The organism is Streptomyces sp. NPDC058401, assembly GCF_042722885.1.
GTDB lineage: Bacteria > Actinomycetota > Actinomycetes > Streptomycetales > Streptomycetaceae > Streptomyces.
This window is the reverse complement of record NZ_JBHXKA010000044.1, coordinates 1-23,298: the sequence shown is the minus strand read 5'-3', so window position 1 is coordinate 23,298 and position 23,298 is coordinate 1. Positions and strand designations below refer to the sequence as shown.

16 protein-coding genes are annotated in these 23,298 nt (G+C 70.9%); 9 read left to right on the top strand and 7 right to left on the bottom strand.

Translation table 11 applies throughout. The features are described from left to right. Window positions 1–2: 2 nt before the first annotated feature. The 5 genes from ACFWNV_RS18305 to ACFWNV_RS18285 all read right to left on the bottom strand — a co-directional run bounded on the left by ACFWNV_RS18305 (window position 3) and on the right by ACFWNV_RS18285 (window position 7,534). Window positions 3–1,583: an FMN-binding glutamate synthase family protein gene (locus ACFWNV_RS18305; RefSeq protein ID WP_383947722.1), complete on the bottom strand. Its 1,581-nt coding sequence runs from the start codon at window positions 1,581–1,583 to the stop codon at window positions 3–5. 126 nt (window positions 1,584–1,709) lie between these two features. Further along, window positions 1,710–2,735 carry a cation diffusion facilitator family transporter gene (locus tag ACFWNV_RS18300; RefSeq protein ID WP_383947645.1) on the bottom strand — a complete coding sequence of 342 codons (1,026 nt, stop codon included), beginning with the start codon at window positions 2,733–2,735 and terminating at the stop codon, window positions 1,710–1,712. Then, complete coding sequence (locus ACFWNV_RS18295; RefSeq protein ID WP_383947642.1) at window positions 2,732–4,207, bottom strand: MFS transporter; 1,476 nt, start codon at window positions 4,205–4,207, stop codon at window positions 2,732–2,734. The genes ACFWNV_RS18300 and ACFWNV_RS18295 overlap by 4 nt, the downstream gene beginning before the upstream one ends. A 67-nt stretch (window positions 4,208–4,274) precedes the next feature. Beyond that, window positions 4,275–5,861, bottom strand: a complete 1,587-nt coding sequence (locus ACFWNV_RS18290; RefSeq protein WP_383947639.1) for an alpha/beta fold hydrolase — start codon at window positions 5,859–5,861, stop codon at window positions 4,275–4,277. A gap of 71 nt (window positions 5,862–5,932) precedes the next feature. Then, window positions 5,933–7,534 carry a hypothetical protein gene (locus ACFWNV_RS18285; protein ID WP_383947636.1) on the bottom strand — a complete coding sequence of 534 codons (1,602 nt, stop codon included), beginning with the start codon at window positions 7,532–7,534 and terminating at the stop codon, window positions 5,933–5,935. A 449-nt stretch (window positions 7,535–7,983) separates the two neighbouring features. On the opposite strand from ACFWNV_RS18285, the gene ACFWNV_RS18280 reads away from it, so the two are divergent. From ACFWNV_RS18280 to ACFWNV_RS18260, 5 genes are all read left to right on the top strand, one after another. Continuing rightward, window positions 7,984–8,970 (top strand): alpha/beta hydrolase, encoded by a 987-nt coding sequence (locus ACFWNV_RS18280; protein WP_383947633.1) that lies wholly within the window; start codon window positions 7,984–7,986, stop codon window positions 8,968–8,970. Window positions 8,971–8,987: 17 nt separating this feature from the next. Further along, window positions 8,988–10,550, top strand: a complete 1,563-nt coding sequence (locus ACFWNV_RS18275) for a peptidoglycan DD-metalloendopeptidase family protein (RefSeq protein ID WP_383947630.1) — start codon at window positions 8,988–8,990, stop codon at window positions 10,548–10,550. Between the two features lie 27 nt (window positions 10,551–10,577). Next, window positions 10,578–12,605 (top strand): family 43 glycosylhydrolase, encoded by a 2,028-nt coding sequence (locus ACFWNV_RS18270; protein ID WP_383947627.1) that lies wholly within the window; start codon window positions 10,578–10,580, stop codon window positions 12,603–12,605. A gap of 474 nt (window positions 12,606–13,079) precedes the next feature. Then, window positions 13,080–13,889, top strand: coding sequence for a serine/threonine protein kinase (locus ACFWNV_RS18265; protein WP_383947624.1), 810 nt, complete (start codon window positions 13,080–13,082; stop codon window positions 13,887–13,889). Beyond that, window positions 13,886–15,325: a serine/threonine-protein kinase gene (locus tag ACFWNV_RS18260; RefSeq protein ID WP_383947621.1), complete on the top strand. Its 1,440-nt coding sequence runs from the start codon at window positions 13,886–13,888 to the stop codon at window positions 15,323–15,325. Before ACFWNV_RS18265 ends, ACFWNV_RS18260 begins: the two co-directional genes overlap by 4 nt. A 52-nt stretch (window positions 15,326–15,377) precedes the next feature. Here ACFWNV_RS18260 and ACFWNV_RS18255 read toward each other — a convergent pair whose 3' ends face one another. Further along, window positions 15,378–15,827, bottom strand: coding sequence for a hypothetical protein (locus ACFWNV_RS18255; protein WP_383947618.1), 450 nt, complete (start codon window positions 15,825–15,827; stop codon window positions 15,378–15,380). A 537-nt stretch (window positions 15,828–16,364) separates the two neighbouring features. Here ACFWNV_RS18255 and ACFWNV_RS18250 point away from each other — a divergent pair. The 3 genes from ACFWNV_RS18250 to ACFWNV_RS18240 all read left to right on the top strand — a co-directional run bounded on the left by ACFWNV_RS18250 (window position 16,365) and on the right by ACFWNV_RS18240 (window position 21,695). Continuing rightward, window positions 16,365–17,300 (top strand): terpene synthase family protein, encoded by a 936-nt coding sequence (locus tag ACFWNV_RS18250; protein WP_383947616.1) that lies wholly within the window; start codon window positions 16,365–16,367, stop codon window positions 17,298–17,300. Between the two features lie 14 nt (window positions 17,301–17,314). After that, entirely contained in the window at window positions 17,315–18,718 is a 1,404-nt protein-coding gene (locus ACFWNV_RS18245) for a cytochrome P450 (protein WP_383947614.1), read from the top strand. A 70-nt stretch (window positions 18,719–18,788) separates the two neighbouring features. Then, window positions 18,789–21,695, top strand: a complete 2,907-nt coding sequence (locus ACFWNV_RS18240) for an ATP-binding protein (protein ID WP_383947611.1) — start codon at window positions 18,789–18,791, stop codon at window positions 21,693–21,695. A 39-nt stretch (window positions 21,696–21,734) separates the two neighbouring features. On the opposite strand, the gene ACFWNV_RS18235 is transcribed toward ACFWNV_RS18240, so the two are convergent. Further along, window positions 21,735–22,289, bottom strand: coding sequence for a YceI family protein (locus ACFWNV_RS18235; RefSeq protein ID WP_383947608.1), 555 nt, complete (start codon window positions 22,287–22,289; stop codon window positions 21,735–21,737). A 374-nt stretch (window positions 22,290–22,663) separates the two neighbouring features. On the opposite strand from ACFWNV_RS18235, the gene ACFWNV_RS18230 reads away from it, so the two are divergent. Further along, a partial coding sequence (locus ACFWNV_RS18230) for an MFS transporter (protein ID WP_383947719.1) occupies window positions 22,664–23,298 on the top strand: 635 nt, incomplete at its 3' end.

Sequence of the window (23,298 nt, the reverse complement as noted above, 5' to 3'; positions counted from 1 at the left end):
GTTCAGGGGGCAGTGGGGTGTGCGGACTCGGAGCTCCGGGGAGCGAAGTGGTCCGGGTCGGCTGCCTGCCAGTCGGATGCCCAGTCGGCGGGTGGTGATGCGAGCAGCTGTCCGGGGGTGAGCCACGTGTGGAGGTCGGCGTAGGAGCGGACGGTGTGCGGGTCCACCCGCTGGAGCAGCAAGTGGGGTCGCAGTCCGCTCGGGTCGTCGACGCCCATCGCGGCCATGATCTGGAGGGCGCTCTTGACCGTGGCCTGCTGGTAGCGCCTGACCCGCTCCGATTTGTCACCGACGTCGACGGCGCGGGCACGCCGCTCGTCCTGGGTGGCGACCCCGACGGGGCACGTGTTCGTGTGGCAGCGCTGGGCCTGGATGCATCCGACCGCGAACATCATGGCCCGGGCGGCATTGGCGTAGTCGGCGCCCTGCAGCAGGCGTTTGACGAGGTCGCTGCCGGTCGCGATCTTGCCGCCGGCCCCGATCCGGATGCGGTCGCGCAATCCGGCGCCGACGAGTGCGTTGTGCACGGTCATCAGCCCCTCGCCGAGCGGCAGGCCCACGGTGTCCGCGAACTCCAGCGGCGCTGCCCCCGTGCCGCCCTCCGCGCCGTCGACGATGATGAAGTCCGGCGTGGTGTCCTCCTCGACCATGGCCTTGCACACGGCGAGGAACTCCCGGCGCGAGCCGACGCACAGCTTGAAGCCGACGGGTTTGCCGTCGGCCAGCTCGCGGATCCGGGCCAGGAAGCGCACGAGCTCGCGCGGTGTGGAGTACACCCGGTGGAAGGGCGGCGAGATGACGGTCTCCCCCTGCGGGACCCCGCGCACCCGGGCGATCTCCTCGGTCACCTTGGCCCCCGGCAGGACGCCGCCGATGCCGGGCTTGGCGCCTTGGCTGATCTTCAGCGACACGCACTTGACCTGTTCGTAGGCGGCCTTCTCGGCGAACTGCCGTGCGTCGAAGCCGCCGTCGTCCGTGCGGCACCCGAAGTATCCGGTGCCGATCTCCCACACGAGGTCCCCGCCCGGTCGCAGGTGGTACTCGGACAGTCCGCCCTCACCCGTGTCGTGGGCGAAGCCGCCCAGGCGCGCTCCCGTGTTCAGGGCGAGCAGGGCATTGGCGGAGAGCGAACCGAAGCTCATCGCCGACACGTTGAGCAGGGCCATGTCGTAGGGCCGGGTGCAGTCCGGCCCGCCTATCCGCACCCGCGGCGGATCTTCACGTACGGGCCGCGGGGCCATCGACGGTACGAGGTACTCGCTGCCGGCCCGGTACAGGTCGAGTTCGGTGCCGAAGGGTTCCTCCGCGTCGGTGCCCTTGGCCCGCTCGTAGACGATGCTGCGCGTGGCGCGGTCGAAGGGGCGGCCGTCGAAATCCCGCTCGATGAAGTACTGCTGGATCTCCGGGCGGACCGCCTCCAGAGCGAAGCGGAGGTGCCCGAGCAGCGGATAGTTGCGCAGGACGGCATGCCGGCGCTGCACGAGGTCGTGCACGGCGAGCAGTGCGAGGAGGAGCAGGGGGACGGCGACGGCCGACCACCACGGCGAGACGAGGAAGGTGGCGACCAGGGCCCCCGTCGCCATCGCGCCGAGCAGGGTCACGAGAAGTGTCTTCAGCACGCCGCGCTCCTGCCCTGAAGACCGGGCGCCAATCCGGGAGCCTCCGGCTGTGCCGGTGGAGGCAGAGGGGCTGGTGCCGTCTCCCGGCGGCTACCCCGCGCCGGCGCCCTCGGAACCATCGCGCGCCCCCGCCGCCGGGCCGGGGTGTCCGTCGGCCGCGGCGCCCCGGCGGGTGGCCGCGGCATCCGTGACGTCGAGGAACACCTGCTCCAGCTCGGGCCAGCGGCCGCGCACCTCGCTCCGGATCCGTACCATCGCGTCCTCCACGGTCTCGCTGTCGTAGCCCGGCGTCAGGTCGATGCGGGCGGCCGCCATGACCGAGTCGGGTGCCATGCGCATGGTGAGCAGGGCGGTGACCGTGTCGATCTCGGGCTGCTCCTGCAGGAACGCGCGCACCTGCCGCTGGACGGCGGGATCGGCCGCCTCGCCGACGAGTTGCGTGCGGGCCGCCCGCCCGAGGGTGTAGGCGACGTAGACGAGCAGGATCCCGATGAGGATGGAGGCGCAGGCCTCGTACGCGATCTCCCCGGTCGCCATGTGCAGGGCGATGCCGGCGATCGCCAGGAGCACGCCGACGCAGGCAGTGGTGTCCTCGGCTAGCACGGTCCGCAGGGCCGGATCGTGGCCGGCCTTGATCTCCGCGGCCATGGAGCGACCCCCCTGCCGGGCGGCGCGGCGTACCTGGAGCACGGCCCGTACGAGCGAGGCTCCCTCGGCGGCCAGGGAGAGTACGAGGACGGCCAGGCCGATGACGTAGCCGTGGCGGGTCTCGTTGCCGCCGGAGCGGAAGGCCTCGATTCCCTGGAAGACCGAGAAGCAACCGCCGGTCACGAAGATGCCTACGGCGGCGAGGAGGGACCAGAAGAACCGTTCCATGCCGTAGCCGAAGGGGTGGCGCGCGTCCGCGGGGCGTCTGCTGCGCTTGAGGGAGGCCAGCAGGAAGACCTCGTTGAGGCTGTCCGCGATCGAGTGGGCCGCCTCCGACAGCAGCGCGGGGGAGGCCGCGACGATCCCACCGATCGCCTTGGCCACGCTGATGACGAGGTTGGCGGCGAGGGCGACCCACACGGTCTTGCGGGTCTCGGTGTCCTGGCCGGTACCGCTCGTCGCGCTCATCCGCTCTTCGCTTCGGTGGAGGAACGGGCGGAGAGCGGGGTGGCGATCGACTCCAGGGACCTGCCCTCGGCCGCGACCGCGTAGAACACGGCCACGATTCCGGCGGCCACCATCAGCGCGGCGCCGATGCAGAAGGCCAGCACCGCGTCGGACACCACCCCGCTGGAGGTCAGGTGTGCGAAGAGCAGCGGGCCCGAGATGCCGCCCGCCGCCGTGCCGATCGCGTAGAAGAAGGCGATCGCCATCGCACGGGTCTCCATGGGGAAGATCTCACTGACGGTCAGATAGGCGGAGCTGGCCCCGGCCGAAGCGAAGAAGAGCACGGCACACCAGCAGGCGGTCATGGTCACGGCATCGAGACGGCCGGCCCCGAAGAGCCATGCGGTGGCGAAGAGCAGCAGACCCGACAGGATGTACGTGCCCGAGATCATCGGTCGTCGTCCGACCGTGTCGAACAGGCGCCCCAGCAGCAGTGGGCCGAGGAAGTTCAAGAAGGCGACGACGGCGAAGTAGTAGCCGGTCACCCCGCTGGAAACGTGGAAGAAGGTGACGAGGATGGAGCCGAAGCCGAAGGTGATCGCGTTGTACAGGAAGGCCTGGCCGACGAAGAGGGACAGGCCGAGTACCGCGCGGCGAGGATAGGACCGGAAGACCGTCCTCGCGATCTCGCCGAAGCCGATGCTGTGGCGCTGGGTGACGGTGATGGCCTGCTCCGGCTCGGGCAGTTCCCGGCCCCTCTCCGCTTGCACCTGCCGTTCCACGTCCGCGACCAGGGCCTCCGCCTCTTCGGCCCGGCCGTGGATCATCATCCAGCGGGGACTTTCGGGGACGTGGCGCCGCACCAGCAGGATGACCAGGCCGAGCACGACTCCCAGGGCGAACGTCAGCCGCCAGCCCACCTGTTCCGGGAAGATCTCCGTGTTCAGGGCCACGACCGACAGGAGGGCCCCGGCGACGGCGCCGATCCAGAAGCTGCCGTTGATGATCAGGTCCACCCTGCCGCGGTAGCGGCTCGGGATCAGTTCGTCGATCGCCGAGTTGATGGCCGCGTACTCGCCGCCGATGCCGAAGCCGGTGAGGAAGCGGAAGAGGAAGAACCACCAGGCGGAGAAGGACACGGCCGTCAGCGCGGTCGCCCCCAAGTACACGCCGAGCGTGATCAGGAACAGCTTCTTGCGCCCGTACAGGTCGGTGAGGCGGCCGAACACGAGCGCGCCCGCGCAGGCGCCGGCCACGTAGAGGGCGGCCGCGATACCGGTGACCTGGGCATCGGTGATCGAGAGCCCGCTGCCCTCCTCGGAGATCCGGCTCGCGATGCTTCCGACGACGGTGACTTCCAGCCCGTCCAGGATCCAGACCGTGCCCAGCCCGGTCACGATCATCCAGTGCCACCGGGACCAGGGCAGACGGTCCAGCCGCGCCGGCACTCGGGTGGTGACGGTCTCCGTCTTTGAATCGGCGTTCTCCAGCATGTCCGGGCGTCTGCCCGGGCCACCCGCCGCAAAACGGCCCCCGGGCCGGGGACCGCCGTTCGGTGCTTCAGCCGGCCTGGGCGAACTCGTTCGCGAGGCGGGGGACGTAGTCGGCGAGGGCCGGGGCCCAGCAGGCGTAGGTGTGGTCGCCCTTGCAAGCGGGTGACAGGGCGGAGCCGTTGCCGTAGTTGACGAAGCGGTTCGGGATGCCAAGTTGGTTCAGGCGGTTCGCGACGTTGGTGGAGGCGACCGCCGTCTTGCCGTCGATCAGACCCTGGTTTCCGGTGTAGAGGGTGACCCCGGTGTGGGCGAGCTTGCCCAGATTGGCGAGCGAGGCGGGGTTGACCTCGTTCCAGATCCGGTCGTTGAAGATCGCGTACGGCGAGCCGAAGATGGCGTCGCTGTCCACCACCGGTCCGTAGCCGGTGCAGTCGCCGGTACCCGAGGTGGTGGAGGCGCACCAGGCGCCGGTCAGGTTGAGCTCCGTGGCCAGCACCGCGGCACGGACCTCCCACAGGCCGAAGTCGATGCCCCCGGACAGGGAGGCGACGCGCCCGAACAGGTCGGGGCGGGCCTGGGCGTAGTGCAGGGCCCCGAAGCCGCCCATGGACAGGCCGACGACCGCGCGGTGGCCGCGGTCGGGCAGGGTCCGCAGGTTGGCGTCGATGAAGGGGACCACCTGCAGGAGGTGGAAGGTCTCCCAGTTGGCGGCGCCCTCGCCGGTGTTCTGCATGTGCCAGTTCGCGTACCAGCCCTTCAGGCCTCCGTCCGGTACGACGGTGATCATCCGGTCGTCCCGCAGGGCCGGGGCCGCGGCGGCGTCGTTCACGTTGCCGCCACCGCCGTGCAGGAAGTACGTCACCGGCCAGCGCTTGCCCGGCTCGGCGTAGTAGCCGCTCGGCAGGAAGACGCGTACCTTGTGCCGGCCCGAGAGCTGCGGGGTGGTGACGGTGAGGGTGAAGTCGGTCTCGGAGCGCACCTCGGCGGCTCCGGCGACCTGGGTCAGACCCTGCCCGTCGGAGAAGGCCGGGATCGTGGGGGCACCGGCGCCCGCGGCGGGGGCCGCGGAGCCGGTGAGGGCGGTCGCCGCGACCGTCGCCACGGCGGCGGCGGTCAGCGCGGTGGCCCGTATCGCGGCGCGGAAGCCGGCCGCGCCGGTGAGCAGGGATCGTCGCACAGTGGTTCTCCGTTCTGTTCTGTGAGGCTGGTCGTGTGGCGGGTCGGGGTCGGGGGCAGGGGCAGGGGCAGGGGCAGGGGCAGGACGGCGTCTCGCACAGGGCGCGCTGGTCAGGGTCTTGTACATCTGCGCGCCCGGGATGTTCGTGACGAGATGCGCGTTGGTCATGACGGAGGCGTGCCGCCCGTCCTCGGTCACGAGCGTCTGCGAGTAGTAGCCGGGGACGGCTCCGTCATGTCCCCAGGCCGTGCCGCCGCAGGGCAGGGCGAACTTCAGCATCCCGAGGCCGTAGCCGTTCCCCGAGCCGGGCTCCCCGAGCTCGAAGGTCGTCCCGTCCAGCCAGAAGGAGAACGAGCCGATCCGGGTACCCCGGTAGCCGTGGATCGCCGGGCTCGGCACGGCGCGGTCCGTGGGGGCGGGGAAGCCGGTGTGGGCCAGGCCGAGCGGCTGGATCAGCCGAGGGAGGAGGCTGGGCACCCGGAACCATCCGGAGTGACAGCGGGCCGGAGCTCCAGGAGATGCCCCGGCCCCCCCGCCGGCCACCCCTGTCAGTTGATCGAGGGGCCGGGGCCGTTGAGCCACGCCCACTGGGCCCAGTCGGAGAAGCCGGTCTGCCAGGTGTGATAGACGCCCGCGTGGCTGGTCCCGAAGACCTCGATGCGGCCGTCGGCGTTGGTGGCGGCGGTGATGTCCGTGCCGCCGGTGCCGATGGTGACCCAGTCATGGAAGGGGGCGTTGATCCCGGTCTGCCAGGCGTGGACGGCGATGTCACTGCTGATCGCGAAGACCTCCACCCGGCCGTCGGCGGTGCGCTCGCTGGTGAGTTTCGAGTTGCCCGGGCCACCGGTTTTCACCCAGCCCGACCAGGAGGTCGGGCTTTCCTGATATCGGTGGAAAACGGCCTCCGGTCCGGAGGCGAAGACCTCAAGGCGCCCGTCGGCATTGTGGTCCACCGTCAGGTCGTGGCCGCCCCCTCCGAAATGTTCCCATGCGGACCAACCACCGTTGGGGGCCAGCTGGTACTGGTGCTCGAAGACCGTGCCGTTGAGAGCGAATACCTCAAGGCGCCCCTCGGGGGACCTCTCCATTTCCAGACGGGCGTCGGCGGGGCCGCCACCGGTGAACTCCCAGCCCGACCAGCCGGAGTTCGGCGCGGTCTGGTATCGGTGGTAGACGCCCTTCGGGCCGGAAGCGAAGACCTCGATACGGCCGTCGGCATTCGCTCCGGCGGCGATGTACCGACCACCGGTGCCGAAACTCTGCCAACCGGACCAGTCCCTGGACGGGCCGGTCTGATAGATGTGCTCGGCCACATCGCCGTTGATCGCCAGCAGCTCCAGCCGCCCGTCGGCGTTGGGCGCGATCGCCATCTGCGCGTTGCGCGGACCGCCGAGCGGCCGCCAGGCCGACCAGCCGCCGTTCGCCTCGGTCTGCCAGGCGTGGTACACCCCGTCAGCTCCGGCCGCGAAGGTCTCCAGCCGGCCGTCGGCCGACCGTGCCGACACCACACGGCCCGTCTCGGCCGGGCTGACGGCGTGATGGGACGGAGCCTCGGCAACTCTCTTGTAGCGGTACGGCTTGGCGGTGAACTGGCCGCCGCTCGTGGTGTAGTTGATCGGCCTCTCGTATCTGACGGACCCCGCCCCACCCATCTCCTCCATGGTGAAGAAGCGCGTGTGCTCGTGGTTGGCCCAGCCGGCGAAGAGCACGACATGTCCCGCGTCGCCGCCGGTTCCCGGCCCGAGAGTGCCGACGGCGTCACCGGGCTTCAGATCCTCCCAGGCGATCGGGTCGAGGACCTCGTGCAGGGTGACCGTACTGGGGGACCAGGACAAGTGCAGTGCCATGGAGACGAAGCCCGAGCAGTCGGTGCGGTAGTGCCTGCCGTCCAGGTCCGGGTGGGAGTCGTCCTGGTTGTAGTAGACGTTCAGATCCACCCAGTGCTGGGCACGGAGAAGGATCTCGTCGCGGGTGATCGGGCCGTCCACGTCCGACTGGACGCGCTGGGCGGAGCGGAGGCCGGTGTCGTTTCCGACGGCACTGGCCGCGGATCCCGTCGCGAGGACGTTCGCGCCGGCGAGGGATATCGCAGCCGAAAGTCCACCGGCGGTTCTGAGAAGCGCTCTGCGGGAGGGATGATGTGCGCTCACAACGGGCTCCTGGTCGGTAGCGGTACGAGGCACTTACGGGAGAAGGGGGACCCTCCGCGGTTTCGCCGGGTCACCGTCTGATGGCGCTGAAAGCTACCGAGAGGGACACGGCCCGGGGATCCGGAGAATTACGGATGGTCACCCGCGGCCCCTCCCGCTAAGGCTCGCGACGCTTTGTCCGTCAGGCCCGTACTTCCCGTGCGGGCAACCTCGGTGGCCATCGGCGAGTTGCGGGCACGGCATCACACGGCATCACACGGCAGCACACGGAATTACCGGCATCGCACGGAATCACCGGCAGCACACAGGCCCCTAGAGGACGTGAGCCGGTTCTGTCAGTCCGTAAGGTTCCGGGTACTCCTCCCGGGCGGGGATCGCTAGCTTCCAAACCGCCGGTGCCGCTGGGGCGGCAGCCGGATCCCCAGCCAGCTCGCCCACAGGAGGCCACCTTGACCACGCAGGACCCCACCCGCAGGAGCATCCTCAAGTCCGCCGGCGGGCTCGCCGCCGCGGTGGCCCTGGGAGCCGGCGGTGTTCTCGCGTCGGCGTCGGCGGCCTCGGCGGTCGGCGACGGCCCCGACCTGCGCATCACGGAGCGCAACGAGCAGGATCACCGGATGTGGTACTACCGGTTCCAGACCTCCGCCATCGGCGGCTGGACCCCGGCCGTCAACGTGCTGCTCCCCGACGGCTACCACACCAGCGGGCGCCGCTACCCCGTCCTCTACCTGCTCCACGGTGGCCTGGAGGACTTCATCACCTTCGACCGGTTCCACGACATCCGGGGTCTGACGGCCTGGAAGGACCTCATCGTCGTGATGCCCGACGGCGGGCGCGCCGGCTGGTACTCCAACGCGCTGAGCTCCAACATCGGCGCCCGGAACTGGGAGCACTTCCACATCGGGCAGCTGATCCCGTGGATCGACGCGAACTTCCGCACGTACGCCGAGTACGACGGCCGCGCCGTCTCCGGGTTCTCCATGGGCGGCTTCGGCGCCCTGAAGTACGCGGCCAAGTACTACGGCCACTTCGCCTCGGTCAGCGCCCACTCCGGCCCGGCCAACCTGCGCGGGGGCAACGGTGACCTGGTGACCCACTGGGCCAACGCCTCCTCCGCCGCCGTGGAACTGAACGGCGGCAGCATCTACGGCGTGCCCTTCTGGGACCAGGCCCGGGTCAGCGCGGACAACCCGTGCGAGCGCATCGAGAGCTACCGGAACAAGCGGGTCTTCCTGGTCGCCGGCACCAGCCCCCAGGACATCCAGGGTTACGCCAACGAGACCCTGGTGCTCGCCACCCAGCGGGAGTTCAAGTGGAACCTCGACCGCGCGGGCATCCCGTACGAGCAGCATGAGGTGGAGGGCGGCCACGGGGTCCGCCGGAATCTGCTGCAGGACGACATCAACGGCGTCATCGACCGCCTGCGCAAGGCGTGACGGGGGTACCTCGCGCGATGTCCGTGCTTTCCCGAGGAACGCCGGGGCAGCGGCGGCCCGGGCGGGTGCTCGGGCTTCTTCTCGCGCTGACCGTGATCCTCACACCGGGGCTCGCCGTCGCCCCACCGGCCGGGGCGCAGACCGCTTCCTCCCCGGCCCCGGCCCGGGCCGCCGGTTTCGCCGCCTCCTGCCCGGCCGCGGGCGACATCACCCAGTACTACAGCTGGGAGCACAACGGCATCGACATCGCCAACGACCGCGGCACCCCGATCTACGCGGTCGGCGACGGCGAGGTGATCATCTCGGGATACGAGACCGGCTACGGGCAGTGGATCCGCATCCTGCACCCCGACGGCACCATCACCGAGTACGGCCACATGTACCAGCGGGATGTCCAGGAGGGCGACCGTGTGAGCGCCGGGCAGCAGATCGCGCTGATGGGCAGCGAGGGCCAGTCCACCGGGTCTCATCTCCACCTTCGGGTCTGGGGGAACGAGGGCGCGTCCGTGCGTGTCGACCCGATTCCCTACCTGGCGGAACGGGGCATCGAGATGCCCTGCATACCCGGCAGTCATCCTGGTCCGGCGCCGTTGGTGTATCCGGCGGAGTCGGGGCGTGTGGTGTCGGCGCGGTCGATGGACGGGCGTCTTGAGGTGTTCGCGGCCGGTGCGGACGGTGTTCATCACGCCTGGCAGGAGAGCATCAACGGTGCTTGGTCGCCGTGGGAGTTCATTGCCGGGCCGAAGGGTGCGGAGCTGGCGATCGGCCCGAATGCCGATGGTCGGCTCGAGGTGTTCGCGATCAACGGCCAGATTCTTCAGCACCGTTACCAGAACCAGCCGGCGGGTGGTTGGTCGGGCTGGGAGAACTTCGGTGAGGGTGGCCGTGACGTTGCTGTCGGGTCCAATGGCGACGGCCGGCTTGAGGTTTTCGCGTCCGGTCCCGAGAACGTGTTCCACCGGTTCCAGACGGCCGCCAACGGTGGCTGGTCGGGTTGGGAGGGGACCGGCGACGGTCCGGGGGCGAGTCGTATCGAGTTGGCGAAGGCGGCGGACGGCCGGCTTGAGGTGTTCGCCCTGAACGGTGAGGTCTTCCGGCATCTGTATCAGCAGTCTGTGAACGGCGGTTGGTCTGCCTGGGAGGACTTCGGTATCGGCGGCCATGACCTGACGGTCGACCACAATCTGGACGGCCGGCTTGAGGTGTTCGCCTCGGGGCCCGTCGGTGTCTTCCACCGGTACCAGACCAGCCCTGCCAGTTGGTCGGGGTGGGAGGAGACCGGTGGTCTCGCGAACGCGCAGCTGACGAGTCAGCGCGCGGTGGACGGGCGTGTCGAGGTGTTCGCTCTCAACGGCAGTGATGCCCAGCACATGTGGCAGACCGGGGTGAACAGCCCTTACCACGCATGGGAGTCCTTCGGTGGTGGCGGTACGGAGATCACTGCCGTGGCCAACGCAGATGGTCGGATCGAGGTCTTCGGGACCAATCCCACCGGTGTCTACCACCGCTGGCAGACCGGCTTCTCCGACTGGTCCCAGTGGGGCTGGCTCAAGGACACCGCCGGACCGGCGATCAACTGACGGCAAACGTTCCTCTGGAGCCTTCTCGTGCATCCGTTCAGCAGGCGCCACCTGCTGCGCGCGGCCGGAGCGGGAGCCCTCGTGCTCCCGCTCCCGGGCCGTGCCGCAGCAGCGACCTCCGTCCCGGGTACGGCGTCCCAGTGGGTGGGCGCCGGTTCCTTCACCCACGTCTACGACCCCTCCACGCCGGGCCGGCGCCGCTACCTCAACGACCACACCCTGATCAGGGCGAACGGCCGGTGGCACCTGTTCGGCATCGTCGGGAACAGCGCGGCGCCCGGCGAGGCACCGGACAGTGCCGCGGAGATCTCCTTTACGCACGCCTCGGCGCCCGCCCCGTACGGCCCCTGGACCACCCATGCCGACGCGCTGACCGTCGACACGGGCTACCACGGCGAGGAGCACCTGTGGGCCCCGCACGTCATCGAGGCCGGCGGCAGGTTCTGGATGTTCTACGCGGGCGGCGGAGCCGGCGGCGCCGCGATCAGCCTCGCCACGTCGGACGATCTGTTCACCTGGACGCGCGAGCCGTCCGGGCCGCTGTTCCGCGGGATCGCGGCCCGCGACCCGATGGTGCTGCGGGCCGGCGGCGAGTGGGTCATGTACTACACGGAACTCTCCGGCCCGGGCGGCCGGCACGTCGTGGCCCACAGGCGCTCCGCCGACCTGGTGCACTGGAGCGAGCCGGGCGTCGCATTCGCCGACGCGACCACGGACACGACCGTCTCGGTCACCGAGTCGCCGTACGTCGTCGAACGGGACGGCTGGTACTACCTGTTCATCGGTCCGAGGGGCGGCTACGAGGGTACGGACGTGCTGGCGTCCCGGGATCCCCTCCACTTCGACCTCGCCGGGTACGCGGGCCACGTGGCCGGTCACGCCGTGGAGGTGATCGCCGACGGGGAGGCCTGGTACGCCTGCGCCGCGGGCTGGTTCCGCCACGGGCTGCACGTGGCGCCCCTCCGGTGGCGGGACACACCACCGCCGTGGCAGAGCGCGGACAACCCGGTGGCCGGACTCGACGCCGCCGGCCGCCTCACGGTGTTCGCGCTCGACGCCTCCGACCACTCGATGCTCCGGCGCGTCCAGCTCGACCCGGACACCGACACCTGGTCGCCGTGGGACACCTTCGGCGGGCCGGCCGGTGCGGTGCCCACGCTCGGCCGCAACTCCGGCGGAGCGCTCGAGGTGTTCTCGCTCGCCCCGGAGGGAGCCAACCTGCACCACCGGGCCCAGCGACCGGACGGCGGCTGGTACGACTGGGAGGAGTTCGGCGGGCCGGCCGGCGCCGCCCCCGCCGTCGCCCGCGACGCCGAGGGCAGGCTGGAGGCGTTCGCCCTGAGCCCCGGCGGCGCGTCCGTCGCCCGGCGGCGGCAAGCGGCACCGGGTTCCCGGGCCTGGGACCCGTGGGAGGCGGGCTTCGGCGGCGCCGCGGGCGCGCCACCGGTGGTCGCGGCCAACGCCGACGGCCGGCTCGAGGTCTTCGCCCTCGCTCCCGGCGGCTCCGGCATCGTCCACCGATGGCAGGTGACCCCGGGTGGCGCCTGGACCCCTGCGTGGCAGCGCTTCGGCACCGCGGCCGGCGCCGCGCCGCGCGTGGCCGGGGACGGCAGCGGCCGGCTCACCGTCGCCGCGATCGGACCGTCGGGCGTGGGAACCTTCAGCCGGCGGCAGTCCGTTCCGAGCGGAGGCTGGGACGAATGGCTGCCGATGTTCGGCTGGAGCGCCGCCGCCCCGGCGTTCGCCGCCAACGCCGACGGCCGCCTCGAGGCGTTCTCGCTGACGCCCGGTGGCGCACGGCTCGGCCACCGCTGGCAGACCATCCCCGGTGGAAGCTGGGATTCCGGCCGGGAGTTCGGGGAGCCCGATCTCAGGCTCGCTGCCACGCCCGCCGTCGCGTCCGATCGCACCGGGCGCACGCACGTCTTCGCCGTCACCACCGAAGGCAGGATGCGCACCCGGGTCCAGGAACGGCCGAGCGGCGGGTGGCGGCCGTGGACGGCCTTCGGCGACCGGACGGTCGCGCCCGTCACATCGGGCCGTCCCGCAGGGTGAACCCGGAGTGCGGATCGCGCCACGTGAAAGGGGCGAAAGGGCCGTTCCGCGAGGCCGTGACCCCCTGGGCGCGGTGACCTTCCCCACCCCGGCAGGTCCCGTACGCGACGTCCGCGACCAGGGGCGCAAGGGCCGATCCCGCACGCCCGACCGCGGTGGACGTAGGCCGCGCTCGCTCGCCGCGGGACGCCAACTTCCCCCGAACCGCTCGCCAGAGAGTCGAAAACGACCCCAAACCGCCATCGCCGCACGAGGGCCGGAGTGACCGGGGACACAGGGGGAGCCGTCCGTGAGGAGAGGGCCGGCGAGCCTCCCGGCAAGGGGCTCGGCGAGCCTCCCGGGGCAGCTTGTGCCGGCTGTCCGACCCGGCGGGCCGTCCCGGCCGAAGTGGCTGAACTGCGCCGATGAACTCCCTTGAGAGATGAGTATTGTTCCACTCGTCGGTCCGGCACGACGCGTGGAACGGGGGGAGCGGTGAGCGGGGTAGTCGTCCATCTGCCGCAGGGGTGCAGTGGCGCCGACGGCGGAGAACCGTACGGCGAAGCGGTGACGTTACGGCTCGGACCGGGCGAAGTCGCCCGCTTCGGACGCGGATCCGCGAAGATCCCCGTGGAGCTCCGCCTCGCCGACGCGGCGATCTCACGGCTCGCCGGGGAGATCCACGTGACCGACGACCACTGGCAGTTGACGAACCACAGCACCACCCACAGCTACCTCGTGGAGAACCCGGAGGGCGCCGGGGAGTACCTGAGGGTCCCGCCCCGCCGGGTCGGGGCGCCCGTCCCGTTCGAGTTCTCGCGCGTCGTGCTGCCCACCCGCAGCGACGTCCCCGTCTCCTTCCAGGTGTTCGCTCCCGATCACGTCTACCTCGACCCGGAGGCCATGGGCGCCCCTTGGGGCCGCCTCACGGTCACCGCCTACTCGCTGGACGAGACGGCCACCTACTTCCTCGTCCTCCTCGCGCTCTGCGAACCGCGCCTGCGCGACCAGTCCCGCGTCGCGGTCCCCACCACGCCCCAGATCGTCGAACGGCTCAGGGGCCACGTCGCCTGCGCCACCCTGACCGCGCGAGCGGTCAGCTCGCACATCGACTACCTCGCCGAGGAGAAGCTGCGCATCGGGGCCTCGGACCCGCGAGAAGCCGGCAAGGGCGACCGTCGCAACGGCAAGCGGGAGGAGATCGTCGGGCTCGCCCTGCGGTTCGGGCTCGTACGGGAGGAGCACCTGACGCTGCTGCCACCCCTGACGGGGGCAGCCGGGCGAGAGTGGCAGACCGCGCGATGACGACGCCCCACACCCTGCGCGACATCACCGAATGCGACGGTACGGATCTGCTCCCGCGCGGCCACCGGGTGCGGGGCTGGACGATCACCGACCTGATCGGAGCCGGAGGCTGGTCCACGGTCTACGCCGCACAGCCCGCCGACAGGTACCCGGACCGGACCGGCCGGCCCCCCGCGCTCCTGTCCGCGGCACCCGCCGACATCGCTCTCAAAATCATGCCGACCGCCGGGTACGCCCCGCGCCAGACGCGCAGGATCGTGGAGTCCGCCTGCCGGGAGGTCGAACTGGGACGCAGGGCCGGGCACGCCCGGCTGATCCGCCTCCTGGACTCCTTCGTCCTCGACGCACCGGACCGCCCCGCCCTGGACGGCGCGATCGTGCTGGTCATGGAGCGGGCCGCGGGCAGCCTGCGGGAACTCCTCGACGCCGGGGTGGCCGAGGCCGACCGCCCCGGGCTGATCGCGGGGATCTGCGAGGGACTCGCCCACCTCCACGGGGCGGGATGGGTCCACGCCGACCTCAAGCCGGAGAACGTCCTGCTGGACGGCAGCCGCTGCGTGAAGCTCTCGGACTTCGGGCTCGCCACCCAGGTGACGGGAACGCACGGGTACGCGCCCCCCATGGGCACCTTGGATTACCTCCCGCCCGAGCGCTGGCGGGCACCCCTCGGGGATATGGGCGTGAAGGTCCGGCCGAGTGCCGACATCTGGGCCCTGGGCATCATCATCCACGAGGTGTTCGGCTCCGGCGCCTCCCCGTTCTCCGGCGCCACGCCCATGGCGCGCGGCGCCGCGGTCCAGGAGTACGGCGAAGGGCGTGCTCCGCTGCGCATGGACCAGGCCGTGCCGCCGTTCTGGCGCGAGCTCGCCGCCGACTGTCTGGCCCCGACCCACGCGGCGCGTGCCCCGCACACCGCCGCGAGCCTGCTCGCCCGCATCACCGCCGAACAGTCGGCGCGAAAGAGGAGCACGGGACGGCTGTGGGGCCGGGCCCGCACCGCGATCCTCACCACCGCGTTCTGCGGGATCGCCGGTACGACCCTGTGGTCGGACGCGGCACGGGCGAGTTCCTCCGCACTGAACGGCCTGGAGGGCGCGGCGGCCGGCACGATCCGGGTGTTCAATGCGGAGAAGGGCTGCCAGGAGCGGGCCGACCGGGACCCGCAGTGCAGTCTGGGCATGGCGATCGACCCGACGGGCCCGTACACCGCGGACAACGTCGTACCGTCCCGTGTGTGGCACGGCGACGTCCTCGAGGTCGACTGTCAGCTGCCCGACGGCCGGGCCGTCATCGACGAGGCGGACCTGCAGTCCACCCGCTGGTTCCACGTCCGCCTCCCGTCCGGCTCCACACCCCCCACGGCGTGGCTCCCCGCCGTCCGCACGAGGGACCGCCCGGCACTGCAGGGCTGCCCGCACCCTGCGGCCGGGCGCTGACGCTCCCGGCCGGAACCGTCACGCGAGTCTGACCGCGTGAACTCTGGCCGACCTACGGAGAGCTGCCGCCGAGGCGGCCGCCGGTCCACGCGTGTCGCGCCGCGTCGCGAGGGGCCGGGGGAGCGCCGGGGTGTCGGTTGCGGGTGCGGACGTCCTCCATGACCGCCCAGCCCTTGCCGCCGTCGAAGGTCCGGAACTCGACCAGGTGGTGGTCGAGGTGTCCGGTGATCATCACTGCCATGAGGGACAGGTACTCTCCCCGGAGGTCGGGGGTGAGTACGCCCTCCTGCGGCCCTCCCAGGAGGACCTGCTGGTCCTCGGCCAGGAGCGTGCACGTGGTCTGGACGGCTCGGACGAGTGCCTCGAACCGCTCCCCGCCCAACCGCGTCCGCAAGAACTCCAGATGGGAGCCGAGGGCGTCGGCCTCCTGGCCGCCTTCCGGCCCACCGGGATCCACCTGCGCTCCGGGCCCTCCAGGGTCCGGCGGATGATGCTCGGTCATGCTTCCGCCCTTCCCCCAGCGGCCGTTGCCCTGCGCAGTGTAGGCAGAGGCCCGCGCTCCGACGGCGTTCTTCGGACACCCGGCCAACTCCGGCCGCCTACTCCACGGCGTCCCCGGACCCGGGCACCCCGATCGCAATCGAATATGCCGCTTGCACATTTAGAGGAATACGATTTCGGCAATTCCGGGATGGATTACCCGCGTTCACTCTCCCAACGTTGACAGCGTGCTGCGTCTTGAGGGTAAATAAGTTCACAGGTGGCCTGATGTGGTCGCAGGTAGGCTGGATCAGGCCACTCAGTGACCGGTTCATTCCGCCCGTCACCTGGTGTGGCCGTGGCGATTTCGCAGGAGAGGGGCGTTTGGGTCGCGGGTGTACAGCGTGGTCGTGTAGTGAGCGGGTATTGACGAATCCGATTCTTCCGTGGGGGATCAATGGCCCAGCTCAGTTCTTTTTCCGTCCCCGATTTCCACCTTCCGTTCGGGAACTCCAAGCATCCCGGGGCCGCCCGGGCGAACGCCGAGGCGACCTCGTGGGTGTTGCAACACGAGCTCGTGACCGCCGCGGCCGAGCAGTTCTCGGGCATCGGCGTGGGCCACCTGGCCGGCCGGGTGAGCGGTGACGTCCCCTACGAGCGGGTCCTCCTGCTCGCCGAGTGGATGGCCTGGTCGTTCGTCCTGGACGACCAGCACGACCACCTCATCAGGGCGGGAGAGGTCGCGGCCTGGCGGCCCGTCACCGATGCCATCACCGGCTATCTGCGAACGGGGCGGATCGAGAGGTCGGCAGCGGGCCGAAATCCGTTGGTGACGGGGTTCGTCGACCTGTGCGACCGGATCCTGGCCGGCATGTCCGAGGGCACCGCGGCCCGGTACCGCACCCATGTCCCCCTCATGCTCGACTCCTTGGACCAGGAGGCGGGCAACCGCGCCGCCGAGAGGGGCCCGGGGGTCCAGGAGTACGTCCTCATGCGCCGCCACAGCTCCCAGATCCTTCCGATGATGGACATGGTGGAGGCCGGGCTCGGGATCGACCTCCCGCAGAACGTCCACGACCTCCCCGAGTTCCAGGCTCTCGTCGCGAGTGTTCTCGACGTCATCTCATGGGGCAACGACGTGTTCTCCCTGCCGAAGGAGCACGCCTGTGGGGACACCAACAACCTCGTGTCCCTCATCTCCTTCTGGGAGAGGTGCTCCCTCCCCGACGCAGTCCAGGCCGTCGAGGGGCGCATCCAGGAGCGCATCGAGCAGTATCTGACCGAAGAGAAGCGTCTGATTCAGGCCGTCAAGGCGCTCCCCGGGACGGACCCGTCGCTGGTCGACGCGGTCACCCGCTGCGTGCGCAGTTACGAGGACTGGATGATCGGCGCCGATCTGTGGCAGCGTTACGAGTGCACGCGGTACAGCGACGAACGGTTCGCGGCCGGACTGGAGTCTGCGTACACCCGCCCGGATCTTGTCTCCGCGGCGTGACGGAAAGTCAGCTCATGGCATCTGAAGCGCATTCCGGCCCCGAGGTCCATGCTCCGGTCGCCCCAGGGCGGTTACCCCTCCTGGGGCACGCGCTGCAACTGTGGCGCCGGCCGATCGCGTTCCTGGAGTCGCTCCGCGAACACGGCGACATCGTGCGGCTCGACATCGGCACCTGGCCCGTCCATGTGCTGACGAGCCCGGAGCACGTCCACTCCGTACTGGTCCAGCGGGCGCAGCAGTTCGGCCGGGGAAGGATTTTCGACAGGCTCCGCCCGGTGTTCGGCAACGGGATCGTGACCACCGACGGCGACTTCCATCGCAAGCAGCGCCGGATGATGCAACCCGCCTTCCACCGCAACCACATCGCCGAGTACGCCGAGGTGATGTGCCGTCAGGCGGAGGCGATGTCCGCGTCGTGGACGGCGGGCCGTGAGATCTCCATGGTCACGGAGGCGCGCGGGTACGCGATGTCCTCGGTCGCCGAGATGATCTTCTCGGGGGACCTGAGCCGTCCCGCCGTCGACGAGGTGCACCGCTCGCTGCCCATCGTCCTGGAGGGCATGCTCGTACGGGCGGTCATGCCCAAGTCGCTGGACCGGCTGCCCATTCCGTACAACCGGCGGTTCGACGGCGCGGCCGCCCGGCTGCGCCGGACCATCGACGAGGTGATCGAGCAGTACCGCGCCGAGGAGCCGGCCGGCCGGGGCGACCGCCAGGACCTGCTCTCCTTGCTGCTGGCGGGCGTGGACTCCGAGACGGGCTCGGCGATGGCTGCCGAGCAGGTGCGGGACGAGGTCATCGCCATCATGCTCGCCGGCACCGAGACCTCCGCGACCACCCTGTCCTGGATCTTCCACGAGATCGGCCGGCACCCCGAGGTGGAGGCGCGCGTCCACGCCGAGGTCGACTCGGTGGTGGGGTCCCGGCCCGTGCGTCCCGAAGACATACCCGCGCTGACCTATACGCACGACGTCTTCCAGGAAGCCCTGCGCCTGCATTCCCCCCTGCTCTTCACCCGCAGGGCCCTGGCCCCCCTCACCCTGGGCGGAATCTCGATCCCGGCCGGCGCGGAACTGGCCTACAGTCCCTACGCGTTGCACCGGGACCCCGCACTTTTCCCCGACCCCGGCGTCTTCGACCCGGACCGCTGGCAGGAGGGGGCCAAGGAGCGGTCCCGTGCTCACAGTTACGTCCCGTTCGGGGCCGGCCAGCACAAGTGCATCGGCGATTCCTTCGCCGTGGCGGAGATCTTGACCGCGGTGGCGACCGTCGCCTCGCGATGGCATCTGAAGCCCGCCCCGGGCATGACCGTGCGCGAACTTCCCGCAGGGATCCCGCAGCCCAGCGAACTGCCGATGATTCCCGTGGCGCGAAAGGTACACCACTCTTCTCAAACGAGTGACGAGATCGCGCAATAGTGTGCTGAAACAGCATCAACTCCGCATGCGGCCCGTACACTCTGCCGCACGTGCTGGAGGGGGCAAAGGGATGTCGCAGGTCACCGAACCGAGAAGCTGGAACGCTCAGCCCCTGCTGGAGCGGGAGGCGGAAGTCCTCGCGATCCAACGCGCGGTGGACGTACTCTGCGGCATCTCGGCCAACCCGGCCAACTCGGCCAACCGCAGCGGGGGCGTCCTGACCTTCGCCGGATCGGCAGGCATAGGCAAGACGACCCTGCTGAACGAGGCCCGCCGCCACGCCGCCGAGCGCTCCTGCACCGTGCTCTTCGCGCGCGGCGGCGAGCAGGAGCGGCAGGTTCCGTTCCACGTGATGCGCCAGCTCATCCAGCCGGCCCTGGCCGCCATGAGCGAGGACGAACGGCGCGACGCGCTCGGCAACTGGTACGGCATCATCGCCCCCGCGCTCGGGCTGACCGCCGCCCCGAAGGGGCCGACGGGGCCCGACCCGCAGGGCGTGCGCGACGGACTCGACTGGGTGGTCACGCATTTAGCGGTCCGCAACGCCCCCGTCGTGCTGATCGTCGACGACGCGCACTGGGCGGACGCGGAGTCCCTGAGCTGGCTCACCTCCTTCGCGGCGCGCGCCGAGGAACTGGCCATGCTGATCATGGTGGCCTGCCGGCCCGACGAGATCCCCGCCGACGCCGGCGCGCTGCGCGCCCTCATGGGACGCCAGGGGATGCGCCCGCACGAGCTGGCTCCCCTGACCACGAGCGCCGTCGCGCGCATCGTGCGCGACGCCCTCGGTGAGAACGCGGACGACATGTTCTGCCGCGAATGCTGGGCGATCACCGGCGGAAACCCCTTCGAGGTGGTCGAGCTGGTCATGAAGGGCCGCGACCGGGGCTTGAAGCCGTACCAGGGCAACATCCCCCAACTGCGCGACCTGGCTTCCGCGGTCAAGGGCAGCGGCCTGATCGACCGGCTCGATCAGCTCGGCCCGTCCACCGTCCGGCTCGCGTGGGCCGCCGCCGTGCTCGGCACCGCGGTCCCCCTCGGCATCGTAGGTGGCGTGGCCGCCCTCGGTGACGCGCAGGCCGCCGAGGCCATCGACCGGCTGCGGGCCGCACGCATCCTGACCGTCCTCACGGGCGTGCGGCGCAAGGAGGTCGTGGAGTTCTTCCACCCGCTCATCGCCACCGCCGTGTACCGCTCGATTCCGCCCGGTGTACGCGTAGCCATGCACGGGATGGCCGCGCAGGCCGTGATCGACGACGGGCAGGGTTCCGCGGCCGCCGCCCGCCACTTGCTGGAAATGCACCCCGAGGGCGACCCGTGGGTCGTACAGCAGCTGCGCCAGGCCGCGCGCGAGAGCTTCTCCGCGGGCGCTCCCGATGCCGCGCGCCGCTACCTGGCACGCGCCCTGCGCGAGCCCCCGGAGGTGGAGGACCGCGCCGAGGTCCTGTTCGAACTCGGATCCGCCAACCTCCTGCACGAGCCCGCGACGACGATCAACCAGCTCAGGGCCGCGCTGGAGGAGCCCAAGACCGACCAGGCCCTGCGCGAGGCGATCACGTACCGGCTCGCCCAGGCGCTCGGCCACACGGGTCAGCTGGGTCTGGCGGCAGGGCTCCTCGCGGAGGAGGCCCGGCGTGCCACGAGCTCCCGTACACGGCTGCGCATGCAGGCCGAGCAGTTCAAATGGAACTCCGTCCGGTTCGACGAGGAGAACTCGCCCGCCCGCTCCCGGCTCCTCGCCCAGTTCGCCAAACGGCTCACCGGCCGGGGTCTGCCCGAGCGGCACATCCTCGGTCTGCGGGCCTGGGACGCCGCGATGCGCGGCGAGTCCGCCTCCACCGCCCTGGAGTACGCGGAACAGGCGCTTGACGGGGGCATGAGCTGGACCGACCAGGACTTCGGCTTCGAGGTGCCTGCCGTCCTCGCGGTCACGCTCATGTACTGCGACCAGCCCGGCCGGGCCGAGGACCTCTTCAACACCGCGATCCTCGAGTTCGAGGGGAAGGGCTGGCGCGGCGCGCACCTGTCGTTCGTCTACACCCTGCTCGGCTACGTCCGCTACCGGCGCGGGCAGCTCGCCGAGGCCGAGGACTTCGTACGCAACGGCCTGCAGATCGCCGACCGCGTCGGCACCGGGATCCCGGCGCAGTGGTACGCGATCGGCACCCTCATCGAAACGCTGCTCGCCCGGGGCAACACCGCCGAGGCCCAGCGCATCGCCAAGGCCTACAAGCTGGCGGACGGCTTCCCCCAGGCCGTGGTCTATCCCGATCCGCAGGCCGTGTGGGGCAAACTGCTCCTGGCCCAGGGCAGGATCGAGGAGGCGGAGCACCATCTCACCGCAGCCGGCCGGCGCCTGGATCTGCGCGGAACGCGCAATCCCTCGTGGAGCCCCTGGCAGCTGGACCTGGCGCTCGCGCAGGCGACGCACGCGCCCGAGCAGGCACGGGCCACGGCGGCCGAAGCGGTCGCACGGGCCCGCGCGTTCGGGACGTCCAGCGTGATCGGACACGCCCTGCGCGTCGCGGCCGCCGCCACGGACCCGTCCCAGGCGGCGGGCCTGCTGCAGGAGGCGGTGGAGCACCTCGAACAGTCTCCGGCCGCCTGCGAACTCGCGCACGCGCTCATCGACCACGGCATGGCCCTGCACGCCATCGGCGACCCGCACCTGGCCGCGCAACAGACCTACCGGGGCATGGAGTTGGCCGCCGACTGCGGCGCCGACGGGCTCGTGAGCCGGGCCAGGACCCAGCTGGCCTCGGCAGGTCTGCGGCCTCGCCGTCTGCGTACCTCCGAGCAGGACACCCTGACCGTCGCCGAGCTCACGGCCGCCCGCCACGCCTCGGCGGGGATGGACAACAGGGCGATCGCCGTGGCGATGCACACCAGCGCCCAAGCGGTGTCCGAGCTGTTGTCCGCGGTCTTCGCGAAACTGGGCACCGACCGGCTCGGACTGCACCGGGCGCTCGGAGCCTGACCGCACGGCCGGCCCGGAGACGAGCCCGGGCCGGCTCGGTCAGGGCTGGCGGATCGCGGAGATCTCGAACTCCAGCACCACCTTGTCGCCGACGAGGACGCCTCCGCCTTCCAGCGCGGCGTTCCAGGTGATGCCGTAGTCCTTGCGGCTGATCGGCGCCGAGCCTTCGAACCCGACGCGCAGGTTGCCGTAGGGGTCCGTGGCGCTGCCCTGGAATTCGAAGTCGATGCCGAGCGGCCGGGTGACGTCCTTGATGGTGAGGTCGCCGGTCAGCCGGAAGTTGCTGCCGTCGAGCTGCTGCACTCCCGTGGAGACGAAGGTGATGTCGGGGAAGGTCGGCGCGTCGAGGAAGTCGTTGGTGCGAAGGTGGCCGTCGCGCTGTTCGTTGCGGGTGTCGATGCTCGCGGCCTTGATGGTGACGGACACGGTGGACTTGGCGGGGTCCTCGCCGTCGAAGTATCCGGCGCCTTCGAACTCGTTGAACGCGCCGCGGACCTTGGTGACCATGGCGTGCCGGGCCACGAACCCGATCTGGGAGTGAGCCGGGTCGAGGGCGTAGTTCCCGGTGAGCGAGGTGAGGGGGGTGGTGGTCATGGACTGCTCCGCGGGGCTCGGGGACGGGAAGGGGAGGCGCTCGCCCACGCTAGCCAGGCCCGCCGCCGCGGGCGTTCGAGCGCGCCCGTACGTCACCCGATCGGCGAGAGCGGGCTCGCGGAGATCGTCCGGACAGGGCCATACGTGGACGTGGTCGGCCGCCAGGGTGCCCACGGAGAGCCGCGCCCTTCACCCCGGCGGGTCACCCGACGGGCGTCGCCACGGGAGGGGGCACAGAATCGAAGACCGGTGACGAGGCGGGAACGGCGACCAGCCAGGAGGCCCAGCGCATGGCAGGACCGGCACGCGGATCCGGGCCGGGCCCCGGACCGGGCGACAGGCCACCCCGCGGCGGCCACCCGGCGACCGACCGGATGCTCCGCACCCTCCTGCGGCGCCGGAAGAAAACCCTCAGCAGCGAGGACGTGACCGTCGCCGACCGGCCGCAGGTCCGCCGCGCCGTCACCGCTGCCGCCCTGGGCAACACCATGGAGTGGTTCGACTTCGGGGTGTATGCCTACCTCGCGGGAACGATGGGCAAGGTCTTCTTCCCGTCCAGTTCCCCCGGCGCCCAGGTCGTCTCCACGTTCGCCACGTTCGCCGCGGCGTTCCTCGTCCGTCCGCTCGGCGGTCTGGTCTTCGGGCCCCTCGGCGACCGCATCGGCCGGCAGAAGGTGCTGGCCGCCACCATGATCATGATGGCGGCCAGCACCTTCGCGGTCGGCTTCCTGCCCACGTACGCCTCCGTTGGCTTCATCGCCCCGCTGCTCCTTCTCCTGTGCCGCCTCGTCCAGGGCTTCTCGACCGGCGGCGAGTACGCGGGCGCCACCACGTACATCGCCGAGTACGCCCCGGACCGGCGGCGCGGCTTCCTCGGCAGCTGGCTCGACTTCGGCACCTTCGTGGGCTACGCGCTGGGTTCGGGCCTGGTCACGGTCCTGACCCTGACCCTCGGCACGCAAGGCCTCCAGGACTGGGGCTGGCGCATCCCCTTCTTCGTGGCGGGCCC